Consider the following 12,583-nt stretch of genomic DNA (forward strand, 5'->3'; position numbering starts at 1 on the left):
AAACCTGCTCTAACTCATTGTTTTGACGCAATTCCGGACGGAAAACCGTTTCACACTTTTCCTGGAATTGCTCTATAGATGCGCCGTATGCAGGGATCGCGCTTTGCCTTTGGTCCGTTCGTGCTTGATTCCGGTGCGGGAACGCTGCTTCGGAACGATGTCCCCGTTGCCGTTGGCTACCGTGGGCTGAAGCTGCTTGCGGCACTCGTCGGACGGCCCGGCGACATCCTGAGCAAGACCGAATTGATGGACGCGGCGTGGCCGGGGACGGCCGTCGAGGAAGGCAACCTCACCGTCCAGATTGCGCAGCTGCGCAAGCTGCTTGGTCCGGCCGGGGATGGCAGTGATGGGGGCGGCGAATGGATCGTCACCGTCCCCCGCGTCGGCTACCGCTTCACGGGGGCCATCGAACAGCTTGCGGATGCGAAGCGAAAACCTCTGCCGCTGCCCGGCAAACCATCGATAGCCGTGCTGCCCTTCGTCAATGTCAGCAACGATCCCGAGCAGGACTCCTTCGCGGACGGGTTGACCGAAGACCTGATCACCGACCTGTCCAGGATCTCCGGCCTGTTCGTCATCGCGCGCAACTCGGTCTTTGCCTACAAGGGAAAGGCGATGGACGTGCGCGCCATCGCGCAGGATCTTGGCGTGCACTACCTGCTGGAGGGCAGCGCAAGACGCGCCGCGGGGCGCGTGCGCATCAACGCGCAGCTGGTCGACGCGGTGAGTGGCGATCATCTATGGGCGGAACGCTTCGATCGCGGCCTGGAAGACATCTTTGCCGTTCAGGACGAGGTGACGGCCAAGATCGTGGAGGCGCTGCTTGGCCGGCTGCGCGCACCGCCGCCGCGCAACCGGCCCAAGAATCTCGAGGCTTACGATCTCTGCGTGCGGGCGCGCAAGCTGATGGATGATTCGCCGCAGATGGCCCAGGAAGCGCATCTGATGCTCACGCGCGCGGTCGCGCTCGATCCGGAATATGCCGAGGCGTATCGCTGGCTTGCCATGAACCACTGGATGGGGTGGGTGCATTCCGGCGGACCAACTGAATCTGCCCGTAGCGTTGCTCTGGAACTGGCGCGCAAAGCCGTGGCGATCGATCCCAACGATGCCGGCTGCCGCTGGGTCCTGGCTTACCTGCTTGCCTATGAGCGCAACTTCGCCGAGGCGGATGCCGAGTTCGCCAAGGCGTTCGAGCTCGACCCGAACGAGGCTGACGCCTGGGCGGCATTGTCCGACATCGCGGCCCTGGCCGGGCGAGTCGAGGAGAGTCTCGAGCATATTCGCAAGGCGTTCCGGCTGAACCCGTTTCCGCCAAGTTGGTACTATCTGACGCTCGGCGCGGCGCAATATGCGGCCCGCGATTACGAAGCCGCCGTCGAGACCCTGCGCAGGGACGAGACATATCGGACAAGCTCACGCCGTTTCCTGGCCGCAAGCCTTGCGCAACTCGGCCGGCTCGACGAGGCGCGCGCGGAGGTCGAACTGTTCCTCGTCGGCAACCCGCATTTCACAACCCGCCACTGGGCCACGACGGAGCCATTCCGCGACGCTGCGACGCTCGAGCATTTCGTCGATGGCTTCCGCAAGGCCGGTCTTCCGGAATGACGCACCGGCATTTGTAGTGTCGTTGACGCTGCTGCCGGTTGGTTTGCCCCGACCGAACGCTTGTCCTTCTGCGATTTACAGCGTGCAGGCACAATTGGCCAAAGCACCTGCCTCGCGGCCTTACGGTATGCCGACGCTGATCTTTGCAATGATGCCGCGCCTGATATGATCATGAACTGTCGTTCCATGCTGACTGGCAGCGGGCGAGCGCGAACGTCAACTGACCGACGAGATTTTCGTCAACAAACGCTATGCCCGGCCGGCCGATCGCCACTACCGGGATAGGGACTTCAGGTAGGCGATGATATTCTGCCGATCTTCAGGCTTGGGCACGCTAATGGTCATTGTGGTCTTCGGCACGACATCGCGGGGCGCTGCGAGGAACCGATCCAATGTCGCCTCGTCCCACACCAATCCTGATGCTTTCATGGCTGCCGAATAGCGGACGCCCTCCATCGTGCCTGCGGTACGCCCAACTATGTCGCCGAGGCCGGGTCCCACCTTCTTCTGGTCGGTGGTCGAATGACAGGCGGAACAGCGCTGAAACACTTTTTGCCCCAAGGCCGCATCTCCTTCTGCAGCGGCCGAGATTATTGTTGAGAGAAGGACCAGAGAGGAGCCCGCAACAGAAACCATAATTTTTGTCATGCGTGTTTCCCAGAAGAGCAGGCACGGATGCAGGTGGAGATGAGACAGTGGCGTTGCACTCTCCGTCAGACAAAATCGATGTGCTTTCGCAGGGGCAGTTCACGAATGCGTTTTCCGGTGGCATGGAAGATCGCATTGGCCAGCGCCGGGGCCGCGGGCGGGACGCCAGTTTCGCCCGCGCCGCGGATCGTGCCGCCGTTCTCCAGCACCTTGACCGCGATCTCCGGCGCCTGCTGCATGCTCAGCACCGGGTAGCTGTCGAAGTTGGTCTGCTCGGCAGCGCCCTTGGCGAAGGTGATCTCGCCATAAAGCGCGGCGCTGAGCCCGAAGATAACGCCCGATTGCAGTTGGGCTTCGATGTTGCGCGGGTCCAGCGCCGTGCCCACGTCGACGGCAACGAACACCTTGTCGATCTTCACACCCTCCTTGGTGGTCGTGATCTCGACCACTTGGGCCACCGGCACCCCGCGGCACAGGTGGAAGGCCACCCCGCGGCCGCGGCCGGCGGCCAGCGGCCAGTCCCAGCCCGACATGGCCGCCACCGCCGACAGCACCTTGCGCGACGGCTCGTGGCTGAGTAGCGCCAGCCGCATGTTCAGCGGGTCGGCGCCGGCCTGCGCGGCCAGTTCGTCGATGAAACTCTCGATGAAGAAGCCGTTGTACGAGTTGCCCACCGAGCGCGCATAACTCACCGGCCGCCCGGCCGGCGTGCGGTAAGCCGTGGCGCGGTAGTTGGCGATGCCGTAGGGCTGGTCGTAGGCCCCCTCGATGATCAGCCTGTCCGGGCCCAGTGCCGGCAGGCCAAGGTGGCCGAGGTTCGACTCGGCCACCGACAGCGAGGCCACCCGCACGTCGAGCGCTTGCACCTGCTTCCCGGCCACCGCGCCGCGCAAACGTGCCACGGCCGCCGGGCGGTAGAAGTCCAGCGTCATGTCTTCTTCGCGGCTCCAGGTCATCTTGACCGGCTTGCCGGTCATCGCCGTGGCCAGCCGCACGGCCTGTATCACGTAGTCAGCCTCGAGGCGTCGGCCGAAGCCACCGCCCATCAGCGTGGTGTGCAGGTGCACCTGGGCGGGGTCGAGGCCGGCGACCTTGGCCGACTGCTCACGCGCCGCCGTGGGGTTCTGCACGCCGGCCCAAATGTCGAGCTGGCCCTCATGCAGCCAGGCCACGGCGTTCATCGGCTCCATCGTCGCGTGCGCCAGGAAGGGAACGCGGTATTCGGCCTCGAGCACCGTGCCATCGGCCAGTGTCTCGTCGACGTTGCCGTCGTCGCGCAGCCGGCTGTCCCGGTTCTTCTCGGCCATCGATGCAACGATGCCATCCATCATCGCCGTCGTGCTGGCCGGGTAGCCGGGCCCGGCCCAGTTGCACTGCACGGCCTGCGCGGCCTGGAAGGCGCGCCAGGTGTTGTTGGCGACGACGGCGATACCGCCGGGCAGGTCAATCACCTTCAACACGCCGCGCATCGCCGTGGCGGCGGTGGCGTCGAAGCTGACGAGCGCGGCGCCCATTGCCGGGTTCATACGCACGGTGGCAAACACCATGTCGGGCAGCCGCACGTCGATGGCGAAGGTTGCCGTGCCGGTGCACTTGGCCACCATGTCGACCCGCGGCATCGACTTGCCGAGGTAGCGCCACTGCTCACGCGGTTTCAGCGGCGGGCTGGCCGGCAGGTCGATCGCGGCCGCTGCCGAGGCCAGTTCCAGGTAGGTCAAGCGTCGGCCGTCGGGGGCGACGACGCTGCCGTTGTCGGTCTTCAGTTGCGCCGCCGGCAGGCTGAGCTTCTGCGCCGCGGCCGCCAGCAGCGCGAATCGCGCCGCCGCGCCGGCGACACGCATCCGGTCGAACAGGTCGGCCACGCTGGAGGAGCCGCCGGTGATCTGCATCGGCAACAGCTTGGCCATCACGCTCATGGCGCCCCGCATGGCTTCGGCCGCGAGGCCGTGATCCAGGTCGGCGAAGGGGACATTGGCTTCCACCAGGGCGCGGTTGTAGTAGGCCGCGCCCGGGGGGCCGTGCTCGACGCGGATGCTGTCCCACGCCACATCCAGTTCCTCGGCCACCAGCGCCGCGAGCGTGGTGTGGATGCCTTGGCCCATCTCGGCGCGCGGGGTGATCAGCGTCACGCCCTGGCCATCAATGCGCACATAGGGCGTAAGTGCGGTAGCGCCTTGCGGCAGGTCGTCCAGCAGCGGATTGGGCGCCGCTTGCCTGACCTTGTAGACGCCGAAGGCGACGCCACCGACGACAGCGGCCGAGCCGATCAGGAACGTGCGGCGAGCGATGGTTCCAAGCTTGCCCACGGTCAGGCTCCCTGGATGCGCTTGGCAGCGTCGTGAATGGCCGCGCGAATGCGCGGATAGGCCCCGCAGCGGCACAGGTTGCCTGACATGGCTTCGTCGATGTCAGCGTCGGTGGGCGCCGGGTTCTCCTGCAGCAGGGCGGCAGCACTCATGATCTGGCCCGACTGGCAGTAGCCGCACTGGGCGACCTGGCGCTCCACCCAGGCCGCCTGCACGGCGTGCAAGGTGGTAGGGGCGCCCAGGCCCTCGACCGTGGTGACAGCACCGCTGACGGAGCCGACCGGCGTCACGCACGAGCGCACGGCCGTACCGTCCACCTGCACGGTGCACGCGCCGCACTGCGCCATGCCGCAGCCGAACTTGGTGCCAGGCAAGTTCAGTTCATCGCGCAGTACCCACAGCAGGGGCATCTCGGGCTCCACGTCGATCGCGTAGGACTTTCCGTTGACGGTCAGCTTCATGTCGCCTGCTCTTTCGGTGAACGACGCCTTTTTACCAACGGCATGGCCGCGCGCAATCGCCGATGGCGCCGTAATTGCGCCAAACGCGCCAACCAGCCACCGCCTGTTTGGCGCGATCGGTCATTGCGCTGGTGCGATGCGCGACCTAGACTCGATACATGCCATCTGCGCCTACCGACGGCCTGACCGCCCCCAACGACCGCCTCGTCCACGCCCGCACCTTCTCGGTCTGGTCCAGTTGGCGGGTGATGATGCAAGACGCCGGGGTAAGTGGGGCCAACGTGCTGCGCCGCGCGAAATTGCGGGGCGACCTGTTCGCAGGCGAAAGTGTCCGGCTCGACTCCGCGACCTACTTCCGGCTCTGGGACGCCATCGATGAGGAGGCCGGGAACGCAGGCGGCCCGGCGCCGTTGCGCTTTGCGCAGAAGATGTCGACCGACTGGTTCAATCCGGAACTCTTCGTCGCTTTGTGCAGCGAAGACATGAACGGTGCGCTCGACCGCCTCGCCAAATACAAGAGCGGGCCGGTGGCGCTGAAGCTTGAGCACGACCCATGCCGCACCACCACCGCGCTGGAGTTCCTCGACCGCGCGCTAACCCCGCCGCGCGTGCTCATGGCGTTCAAGCTGGTCTTCCTCGTGCAGCTCGCGCGCCTTGCCACTCGCACCCCGGTTCACCCGCTGCGCGTGGGATGGCCCGCACCCGACCTGTCGGCGAGTGATGCGCGCGCCTACGCCACTTGGTTCGGCGTTCCGGTGGAAGACCTGCCCGTGCCCTCCGTGGTGTTCGCGGCAGAAGACACGCAGCGCCCATTCCTCACGGCGAACCATGGCATGTGGAAGTTCTTCGAACCGGCCCTTCGACAGCGCCTGGCCGACCTGGAACATGCCAGCACCGTCGAACGCTTGCGCAGTGTCCTGCTCGAGGCCCTGCCCGCCGGCGAGTTGTCCATGCCAGGCGTGTGCAGAAAGCTCGGCGTCAGCAAGCGCACGCTGCAGCGCAGGTTGCGAGAGGAGGGGAGCAGCTTCCAGAAGACGCTCGATGCCCTGCGCAATTCACTTGCGCATCACTACCTGCACAACTCGTCACTATCCAGCACGGAGATATCGTTCCTGCTCGGCTTCGAGGCCCCCAACTCCTTCGTGCGGGCGTTCCAGACTTGGACCGGATCGACGCCACAGGCCGTTCGGTTGGCCCATTCGAAGGCCGGCGGCGAGTCGAGCCTTCACACTTGAGGACTCGCGATGTCCCCTGCCAGCATCAAGCGTGCGCTGATCACCGGGGCCGGTGCCGCTGACGGCATAGGCTTTGTCGTTGCCCGGCAGCTCGGCCATGCCGGCCATGCCGTTTTCCTCACCGGCGCCAGTGCGCGCGTGCTCGATCGCGCCGCCGAGCTTTGCGCCGAAGGCATCGATGCCGCAGGCGCGGTCGCCGATCTGACCATCGCTGCCGATGTCGTGCGGCTGCGGGCGCGCGTCGGCGCCGTCGATATCCTGGTCAACAATGCCGGCATGGGCTCGCTGGCATCGCCATCGGTCGACAAGGCGTTCCTCTCCATGACCGAGGCCGACTGGGACCGAGGGATCGACGTCAGCCTGAAGACCGCGTTCCTGGTCACCCGGGCGTTTCTGCCGGCGATGGTCGAGGCGGGTTACGGGCGCATCGTCAATGTGGCGTCGGTCACCGGGCCGCTGGTGTCTTTCGAAGGTACGGCCGCCTATTCCGCCGCCAAGGCCGGCATGGTCGGCCTGACGCGCACGCTGGCGCTCGAAGTGGCGAGACACGGCATCACGGCCAACGCCGTGGCCCCCGGCTGGATCGAAACGGGGTCGTCGAGCGAGATGGAGCGGATGGCGGCCCTGCATACGCCACCCGCGCGGGCCGGCCGGCCGGAGGAAGTCGCGGCAGCGGTGGTGTTCCTGGCATCGGAAGGCGCCAGCTATGTCAACGGGACCCTCTTGGTGGTCGATGGCGGCAACAGCCTTCAGGAGCGCAAGGGCTGAAGGCCAAAGGCGCTTCGCCGGAACGAACGAGGCAGCGCGTCCTTTCTTCAGTTCAATCTAGAATTCGGTGCATAACGCCCTATCGATTCCCATTAGTTCTTGCTGATATGCCCTTCGCAGCGATAGCATCCGGTGGGGCTTTCAGCAGGCGAAATGCTAAATCGGATCGTAGCTTCCACGACCGGCTCGCGCCAATTCAACTTTCTTGTTCCCGATGACGTCACTGACGCTATCGCTGGATATATCGACTCCTCTGCTCCCGGACGCATCATCTCGACCTTTTCGGCAGTTCAGTCGGTGCGAGATAAAGTCCCTGATTGCGAGCTGTCGGACGATCAACTCGAGCGGTGCGTTGTATTGGCCGCAGTCAACGAAAGCCTGGCGGTCCACTTCGATCGGCGGGGGCGCCAGCCGGATCCATATTCGTCGCTAAGCAGGAGCCACTGGCACCTCGTGCCGATTTGGAAAACCAGGACGCGACTGGCTGTCACGTCATTCCAGCCGCCGAATACAGCCGGCCTCGCCGGCTATGCCCCTCCGCTCGTTATCGTTGGCCGGCCACAGGTCCGGCCACAGCGCATAGAACTCAGCCCGTGAGAGACGCCGGCCGCTAAGGCGTTCGAATTTTCGGGCGTGCCCACGAAGGCCTGCCGAGCGCTTCATCCTTCGGCGTATTCAAGATGCCTTGGCGAGGAAATTCTGGTAATCCGACTTGGCCTGCAGCAGGCGCAACACATTGTCACGCGACCCCCGCACATGGGCGCGCGCCAGGGTGCCGGCTCGGCTGGCGTCGCCAGCGCAGATGGCGTCGACGATCTCCGCGTGCTCGTCGCGGGCGATCTTCCATTCGTCCAGCCACAAGAGCTCCGTCCACACATAGTGCTGGCACTTGTCGAGGATGCCGCACAGCATGCCGTGCAGCATCACATTGCCGCTGATTTCGGCAATGACGCGATGCAGGTCGATGCCGACCTCGAGCTCCTGGAATTTTTCCCGGTTGGTGCGCTCGGGAATGGCGGCCAGCCGCTCGCATTCGGCCAGCATGGCGCACAGCCGCGCCTTGTCCTTTTCCGTCGCCGCGACTGCGGCCAGTTCGGTCGCATGGCCGTCGAGCAGTTCGCGGATCTCGAAGGCCTCGCGGAACATGTTGATGTCGAACTCGGTGACGACATAGCCCTGGCGTGGCCTGCCGGTAACCAGGCCGTCGCGCTCGAGGCGGTTGAAGGCCTCGCGCACCGGCGTGCGGCTGACATTCAACTTCGCGGCGATGTCGCTCTCGGTCACGCGCGAGCCCGGCGGAATCTGACCGGTCACGATCATCGCCTTGAGCGAGGAGTAGACCGAGTCGCGCAGCGTATTTTTGGTTTCCTTGGCCAAGATTCCCATCCCAGTTCTCCGGTCTTTCAGCCGGAACACGCATAGCTGTAGTCGCAGTCGGCGTAATTTGCCACGCCCCCCAGCGCAGCCGATGCTTGCCACCCCGTCAGGCTCGACACGCATGAATTCGATTGCACCGGCCGGTGTTGACATCATCAATCGCTACGCTACACTCAAAATTGTATACAAAATAGCATGCGAAATCAAAAACAATGGGAACACCGGTTGGAGAGCCGAAAATGAACAGGACCAGAAGCGTTAGCGTTGTTGCGGTTGCCGCCCTGATGGCGTCGCTCGCAGCCCCCGCCATGGCGGGCGACACCATCACCGTCGCCTCATGGGGCGGCACCTACCAGGAGGCGCAGACCAAGGCGTTCTTCAAGCCGACGGCCGATGCGCTCGGCATCACCATCAAGGAAGACACCACCAACGGCCTCGACGACGTGCGGTTGCAGGTGACCGGCAATGCCGTCAAATGGGACATCACCGAGCTTGGCGCCGACGAATGCGCCCGCGGCTCGAAGGAAGGTCTGTTCGAAAAACTCGACTACGGCATCATCGACAAGAGCGGCATCAATCCCAAGCTCGTCCATGACGACTGGGTCGGCATTTCCTACACCTCCGTCGTTCTCATCTACCGGACCGATGTCTTTGGCGACAAAGGCCCGAAGACATGGGCCGACTTCTGGAATGTCGAAAAGTTTCCGGGGCGGCGCGCGCTGAGCGGCAGTCAGGCGACGGAGACGCTGAGCGTCGCCGCTCTGGCCGAAGGCATTCCGATCGACAAGGTCTATCCCGTCGATATCGACGGTGCACTGAAATCCGTCGACAAGATCCGTGGTCACGTCGATGCCTGGTGGACCTCAGGCGCCCAGGCCATGCAGTTGGTGAAGGATGGCGAAGTCGACATGGCGAGCATCTGGAACGGCCGTGCCGGCACCTTGAAGAAGGAAGGCGCGCCGGTCAGCTTCTCGTTCGACCAGGGTGTTCTGACCGCCGACTGCATGGTCATTCCCAAGGGCGCCAAGAACAAGGATGCGGCCATGAAGGCGCTGGCAATGTTCGTCAGCCCGCAGCTGCAGGCCAACCTGCCGCTCTATGTCGACAACGGGCCGGTCAACGAGAAGGCCTTCGAGACGGGCAAGATCCCGCAGGACCGGATCAAGGACATCAATTCGGCGCCCGAGAACGTCAAGAAGCAGGTGCTGCAGGATGCCGAGTTCTGGCGCGACACGCTGGTGGAAGCAACGGAGAAGTTCAACAATCTGGTCCAGCAATAGGCTGCGGCCAGAACCCAAATCACGGCAGGGCGACGCCTCGCCCTGCTTTTGCCGCCCTTGCCCAGGAGACGATGATCTTGTCCATTGCGCCATCCGCGCTGCCGATCAGCATGCGCCGGATCGAGAAACGATTTGGCAGCGTAGCGGTGCTGCGCGACCTCAACCTCGATGTCGAGGCCGGTGAATTCCTGACGCTGCTCGGGCCGTCAGGCTCCGGCAAGACGACACTGCTGATGATCCTGGCCGGCTTTGTGCGGGCCAATGCCGGCTCGATCAGGGTTGGCGACGACGAGATCATCACCACGCCGCCGCACAAGCGCAACATCGGCATGGTGTTCCAGAACTACGCGCTGTTTCCGCATATGAACGTCTCCCACAACATCGCCTTTCCGCTGAAGCAGCGCCGCGTCGCCGCCGCCGAGACGGCCGAGCGTGTCGAGAAGGCGCTGGATCTGGTCAAGCTGCAGGGCCTGGGCGAGCGCCGGGTCGATCAGCTTTCCGGCGGCCAGCGTCAGCGCGTGGCGCTTGCGCGTGCCATCGTCTTCGAGCCGCGCATTGTGCTGATGGACGAACCCTTGTCGGCGCTCGACAAGGGGCTGCGCGAGCACATGCAGATCGAGCTGCGCAGCCTGCATCGCAGGCTTGGCATGACCACCGTCTATGTCACCCATGACCAGCGCGAAGCCATCACCATGTCGGACCGCATCGCTGTCATGAACGGCGGGCGCATCGAACAGCTCGACAGACCCGAAGCCCTCTACGCCACGCCGCGGACGCGGTTTGTAGCCGGCTTCATCGGTGAATCGAATTTCATTCCGGTCGAATGCCGCAACGGTTCGGTCTGGTATGAGGACAGGAGAATTCATACCGCCGCACCGGCGCCGGCATCGGGCCAGCAGTTGATGGTGGTGCGGCCGGAGAAGCTGCGACTGCTGGCAAATGGCGAACCGCAAAGCGGCGTCAATGTGCTCGACGCGACCGTTGGCGACATCATCTATCAGGGCGACAGCTTCGTCTGCTACGCGGTGCTACGCGATGGCCGCCAGCTGACGCTGCGCGACTATTGCCGGAGCGACGTGCTGGCCCGAATGCCGGCTCCCGGCCAGCCGATCAGCCTCGGCCTCGATGCACAGGACACCATCCTGGTGGCATCCGACTTATGAGCGCGCAATCCGCCTTCCACGACTCTGCCGGCGCTGATCTGAACGCGCAGGCGTTGCTCGACGATGCGCGGCGCGAGTCGCTGCGGTTGCTGGTGCTGCTGTCTCCAAGCCTGTTCCTGGTCTTCGCCATCATCATCGTGCCGATCGGCTGGCTGTTCTGGCTGTCGCTGTTCGACGAGGCCGGCGCCTTCAGCGCCGCCAACTATGCGCGCTTCGTCGAGCAGGCCTCCTACATCAAGACCTTCGTCACCACCTTCAAGGTCGCCTTCATCGTCACCGGCGCCTGCGTCCTGCTCGGCTATCCCCTGGCCTACATGCTGTCGCAATTGCCGCGCCGGGCGGCGTCTATCTGTCTGATCTTCGTCATCCTGCCGTTCTGGACCTCGGTTCTGGTGCGCACCTATGCCTGGCTGGTGATCCTGCAGCGCAAGGGCCTGATCAACAGCTGGCTGATCGACCTCGGCGTGATCAGCCAGCCGCTGTCGCTCGCCAACAATCTGTCGGGTGTCGTCATCGGCATGACGCACATTTTGCTGCCGTTCCTCGTACTGCCGCTCTACGCCTCGATGAAGACCATCGACACCGACTGCCTGCGCGCCGGGATGAATCTTGGCGCCGGACCGGCCGCCACCTTCCGGCAGATCTTCTTTCCGCTGTCTCTGCCCGGCCTTGCTTCGGGCGTGGTCATCGTCTTCGTGCTGTGCCTCGGGTTCTTCGTCACGCCAGCGCTGATGGGCGGCGGCAAGGTGATCATGTGGGCGATGCGCATGGAACAGACCACCAGCCTCTATTCGAACTGGGGAGCCGGAGCGGCCCTCGGCGTGGTGCTGCTGGTGGTCACGCTGGCGCTTCTCGGCCTGTTCCAATGGCTGCTAGGCGCGCGCGCCACCGGTGCGTGGAGTTCACGATGAGCGAGGATTTCGGCCTGCCGATTTCGCACCGGCAACGTCTGTGGCTCTACGCGCTCAATGGCCTCGTGCTGTTGTTCCTGATCGCGCCGTCGATCATCATCGTCATCATGTCCTTTTCGGATTCAACGCTGCTGCAATTCCCGCCACAGCAATGGTCGCTGCGCTGGTATAAAACCTATTTCCAGTCGCTGGAGTGGCGCGACGCGACGATCGTCTCGGTCAAGGTGGCGATCATGACGACATTGGTGGCGGCGCCGCTCGGCACCGCCGCCGCCTATGCGATCAACAGGGGCACGCTGCGCTTCAACGGCACCATCAACGCGCTGCTGACGGCATCGCTGATCATCCCGGTGATCCTGATCGGCATCGGCACCTTCTTCCTCTATGCGCGGATCGGGCTCAACAACACGCTGACCGGCCTGGTCATCGCGCATACGGTGCAGGCCTTGCCGCTGGTGGTGCTGACCGTGCTGTCGGGCTTGCGCTCCTACGACATGAACCAGGAGCGGGTGGCGCGCAGCCTCGGCGCGGGACGGATCGCCGCATTCTGGCAGGTGACCATGCCGCAGATCCGCTTCTCGATCGTCTCCGGCGCGCTGTTCGCCTTCATCACCTCCTTCGACGAAGTGGTGGTTTCGCTGTTCATCTCGGGCGGTGAGACGACGACATTGACGCGCCGCATGTTCAATGCGCTGCGCGACCAGATCGACCCGACGATCGCCGCGATCTCGACCTGCCTGATCGTGCTGTCGGTCGTTCTGTTGTCGGTTGCGCAGATCTTCGGCCGACGGCATTGATTTCAAGTGACCATGGGATATCCAGACAG

Annotated in this window: 11 protein-coding genes; 7 read left to right on the forward strand and 4 right to left on the reverse strand. The window is 64.3% G+C overall.

Going from position 1 to position 12,583, the window contains the following annotated elements:
* The first annotated feature begins 78 nt into the window (after window positions 1-78).
* Window positions 79-1,608 (forward strand): winged helix-turn-helix domain-containing tetratricopeptide repeat protein, encoded by a 1,530-nt coding sequence (locus tag AC1RZR_RS04390; RefSeq protein ID WP_481827751.1) that lies wholly within the window; start codon window positions 79-81, stop codon window positions 1,606-1,608.
* A 273-nt stretch (window positions 1,609-1,881) separates the two neighbouring features.
* Here the strand turns inward: AC1RZR_RS04390 and AC1RZR_RS04395 are convergent, their stop codons facing one another.
* The 3 genes from AC1RZR_RS04395 to AC1RZR_RS04405 form a co-directional block, all read right to left on the reverse strand.
* Window positions 1,882-2,256 carry a c-type cytochrome gene (locus AC1RZR_RS04395; RefSeq protein WP_481827752.1) on the reverse strand — a complete coding sequence of 125 codons (375 nt, stop codon included), beginning with the start codon at window positions 2,254-2,256 and terminating at the stop codon, window positions 1,882-1,884.
* A 65-nt stretch (window positions 2,257-2,321) separates the two neighbouring features.
* The gene (locus tag AC1RZR_RS04400) at window positions 2,322-4,562 is read right to left on the reverse strand and encodes a xanthine dehydrogenase family protein molybdopterin-binding subunit (protein ID WP_481827753.1); all 2,241 of its coding nucleotides are present in this window, start codon (window positions 4,560-4,562) and stop codon (window positions 2,322-2,324) included.
* Between the two features lie 2 nt (window positions 4,563-4,564).
* Window positions 4,565-5,023 carry a (2Fe-2S)-binding protein gene (locus tag AC1RZR_RS04405; RefSeq protein WP_481827754.1) on the reverse strand — a complete coding sequence of 153 codons (459 nt, stop codon included), beginning with the start codon at window positions 5,021-5,023 and terminating at the stop codon, window positions 4,565-4,567.
* Window positions 5,024-5,181: 158 nt separating this feature from the next.
* On the opposite strand from AC1RZR_RS04405, the gene AC1RZR_RS04410 reads away from it, so the two are divergent.
* On the forward strand, window positions 5,182-6,258 hold the full coding sequence (locus tag AC1RZR_RS04410; protein ID WP_477268440.1) for an AraC family transcriptional regulator: 1,077 nt from the start codon (window positions 5,182-5,184) through the stop codon (window positions 6,256-6,258).
* 9 nt (window positions 6,259-6,267) lie between these two features.
* Window positions 6,268-7,026, forward strand: coding sequence for an SDR family oxidoreductase (locus tag AC1RZR_RS04415; protein ID WP_481827755.1), 759 nt, complete (start codon window positions 6,268-6,270; stop codon window positions 7,024-7,026).
* A gap of 675 nt (window positions 7,027-7,701) precedes the next feature.
* Here the strand turns inward: AC1RZR_RS04415 and AC1RZR_RS04420 are convergent.
* Window positions 7,702-8,412, reverse strand: coding sequence for a GntR family transcriptional regulator (locus AC1RZR_RS04420; RefSeq protein ID WP_481827756.1), 711 nt, complete (start codon window positions 8,410-8,412; stop codon window positions 7,702-7,704).
* A 230-nt stretch (window positions 8,413-8,642) separates the two neighbouring features.
* Here AC1RZR_RS04420 and AC1RZR_RS04425 point away from each other — a divergent pair, with 230 nt between their 5' ends.
* The 4 genes from AC1RZR_RS04425 to AC1RZR_RS04440 all read left to right on the forward strand — a co-directional run bounded on the left by AC1RZR_RS04425 (window position 8,643) and on the right by AC1RZR_RS04440 (window position 12,554).
* Window positions 8,643-9,683 (forward strand): ABC transporter substrate-binding protein, encoded by a 1,041-nt coding sequence (locus tag AC1RZR_RS04425; RefSeq protein ID WP_481827757.1) that lies wholly within the window; start codon window positions 8,643-8,645, stop codon window positions 9,681-9,683.
* 77 nt (window positions 9,684-9,760) lie between these two features.
* Window positions 9,761-10,846, forward strand: coding sequence for an ABC transporter ATP-binding protein (locus tag AC1RZR_RS04430; RefSeq protein WP_481829014.1), 1,086 nt, complete (start codon window positions 9,761-9,763; stop codon window positions 10,844-10,846).
* Window positions 10,843-11,757 carry an ABC transporter permease gene (locus AC1RZR_RS04435; RefSeq protein ID WP_481827758.1) on the forward strand — a complete coding sequence of 305 codons (915 nt, stop codon included), beginning with the start codon at window positions 10,843-10,845 and terminating at the stop codon, window positions 11,755-11,757. The genes AC1RZR_RS04430 and AC1RZR_RS04435 overlap by 4 nt, the downstream gene beginning before the upstream one ends.
* Window positions 11,754-12,554, forward strand: coding sequence for an ABC transporter permease (locus AC1RZR_RS04440; protein WP_481827759.1), 801 nt, complete (start codon window positions 11,754-11,756; stop codon window positions 12,552-12,554). The genes AC1RZR_RS04435 and AC1RZR_RS04440 overlap by 4 nt, the downstream gene beginning before the upstream one ends.
* Window positions 12,555-12,583: the final 29 nt, after the last annotated feature.

The sequence above is a fragment of the Mesorhizobium bavaricum genome (assembly GCF_056781655.1).

Excerpts from the sequence above, each read along its gene's own strand:
- AC1RZR_RS04440 (WP_481827759.1), top strand. The coding sequence starts at position 11,754 with ATGAGCGAGGATTTCGGCCTGCCGATTTCGCACCGGCAACGTCTGTGG.
- AC1RZR_RS04405 (WP_481827754.1), bottom strand. The coding sequence starts at position 5,023 with ATGAAGCTGACCGTCAACGGAAAGTCCTACGCGATCGACGTGGAGCCC.
- AC1RZR_RS04425 (WP_481827757.1), top strand. The coding sequence starts at position 8,643 with ATGAACAGGACCAGAAGCGTTAGCGTTGTTGCGGTTGCCGCCCTGATG.
- AC1RZR_RS04395 (WP_481827752.1), bottom strand. The coding sequence starts at position 2,256 with ATGACAAAAATTATGGTTTCTGTTGCGGGCTCCTCTCTGGTCCTTCTC.
- AC1RZR_RS04410 (WP_477268440.1), top strand. The coding sequence starts at position 5,182 with ATGCCATCTGCGCCTACCGACGGCCTGACCGCCCCCAACGACCGCCTC.
- AC1RZR_RS04420 (WP_481827756.1), bottom strand. The coding sequence starts at position 8,412 with ATGGGAATCTTGGCCAAGGAAACCAAAAATACGCTGCGCGACTCGGTC.
- AC1RZR_RS04390 (WP_481827751.1), top strand. The coding sequence starts at position 79 with ATGCGCCGTATGCAGGGATCGCGCTTTGCCTTTGGTCCGTTCGTGCTT.
- AC1RZR_RS04435 (WP_481827758.1), top strand. The coding sequence starts at position 10,843 with ATGAGCGCGCAATCCGCCTTCCACGACTCTGCCGGCGCTGATCTGAAC.
- AC1RZR_RS04415 (WP_481827755.1), top strand. The coding sequence starts at position 6,268 with ATGTCCCCTGCCAGCATCAAGCGTGCGCTGATCACCGGGGCCGGTGCC.